Source organism: Pseudomonas sp. IT-P176, assembly GCF_949767245.1.
Lineage (GTDB): Bacteria > Pseudomonadota > Gammaproteobacteria > Pseudomonadales > Pseudomonadaceae > Aquipseudomonas.
In genome coordinates this window covers 1-1,308 of sequence record NZ_CATKPN010000084.1, presented here as the reverse complement: position 1 = coordinate 1,308, position 1,308 = coordinate 1, and the positions used below count along the sequence as shown (strand labels likewise).

Annotated in this window: 2 protein-coding genes; one reads left to right on the top strand and one right to left on the bottom strand. The window is 65.1% G+C overall.

Going from position 1 to position 1,308, the window contains the following annotated elements:
• On the bottom strand, nucleotides 1–312 hold a 312-nt coding region (locus ACM6IP_RS22720; protein ID WP_414862323.1), incomplete at its 3' end, for a LysR family transcriptional regulator.
• A gap of 100 nt (nucleotides 313–412) precedes the next feature.
• Here ACM6IP_RS22720 and ACM6IP_RS22715 point away from each other — a divergent pair.
• A partial coding sequence (locus ACM6IP_RS22715) for an aldehyde dehydrogenase family protein (protein WP_414862322.1) occupies nucleotides 413–1,308 on the top strand: 896 nt, incomplete at its 3' end.

Here is a 1,308-nt window from a genome sequence, read left to right as displayed (position 1 = left end):
AATGCGCACCGCCGCCGTGCTCTCCAGTGAGCCCAGGGAGAACGAGCCTTGGGGTTCTTCCCCGGCAACCGTCGCCCGGGCCTCCCCGACCAGGTCGAGAATCCGTCGCGCGTAGTCGAGAAAACTCCAGCCGGCCGGCGACAGGCGCAAGCGGCTTTTCTCGCGGATAAACAGATCCACCCCCAGGTCCTGCTCCAGTTGCTTGATCCGCGTCGTCAGGTTCGAGGGCACCCGGTGGATGTGCTGCGCGGCGGCACTGATGCTGCCATGCTCGGCCACGGCCTTGAAAATCTCCAGCTGGACCAGATCCAAGTCATTCTCCATTCGTGAACGATAGGCTCAGCATTATTCAGTTTTCAGCAGCCAAGCGCCAGCGTAGCCTGCATCCATTCCCACCCAGCAGGACGGTGCCATGACCCAGATTTCCAGCCTCACCCATGCCCTTTCGATCAACCCCGCCACCGCCGAGCAGATCGGCCACTACCCTTATGAGTCCGCGACTGAACTGGATGCGGCGCTGGCCCGGGCCAGTGCCGGGTTCGCCACCTGGCGCCGTACCCCGCTCGCCCAGCGAGCCCAGGCCTTGATTGCCCTGGCCCAGGCGCTACGCGACAACGCCACGAGCATGGCCCGGATGATCACCCTGGAAATGGGCAAGCCGCTGACCCAGGCCCGTGGTGAAATCGAAAAATGCGCCCAGCTCTGCCTGTGGTACGCCGAACACGGCCCGGCCATGCTCGCTGCCGAGCCGACCCAGGTGGAAGGCGCCAAGGCGCGCATCGAGTACCGCCCGCTGGGGCCGATTCTCGCGGTGATGCCGTGGAACTTCCCGATCTGGCAAGTCCTGCGCGGCGCGGTTCCAGCCCTGATCGCCGGCAACACCTACGTACTCAAACATGCACCGAACGTGATGGGCAGCGCCTACCTGCTGCGCGATGCCTTGCGCCAGGCCGGGTTTGCCGAGGGTGTGTTCGAAGTCATCAACGTCACGCCAGACGGCGTCTCCAGTGCGATTGCCGATCCACGGATCGCCGCCGTGACCCTGACCGGCAGCGTGCGCGCCGGCATGGCCATCGGCGCCCAGGCCGGTGCGGCCTTGAAAAAATGCGTGCTGGAACTGGGGGGCAGCGATCCGTTCATCGTGCTCAACGACGCCGACCTCGATGAAGCGGTCAAGGCCGCAGTGCTCGGCCGCTACCAGAACACCGGGCAAGTCTGCGCAGCCGCCAAGCGCCTGATCATCGAACAGGGCGTGGTCGAGGAATTCACCCGCAAGTTCGTCGAGCTGACTCGCCAACTGGTGGTCGG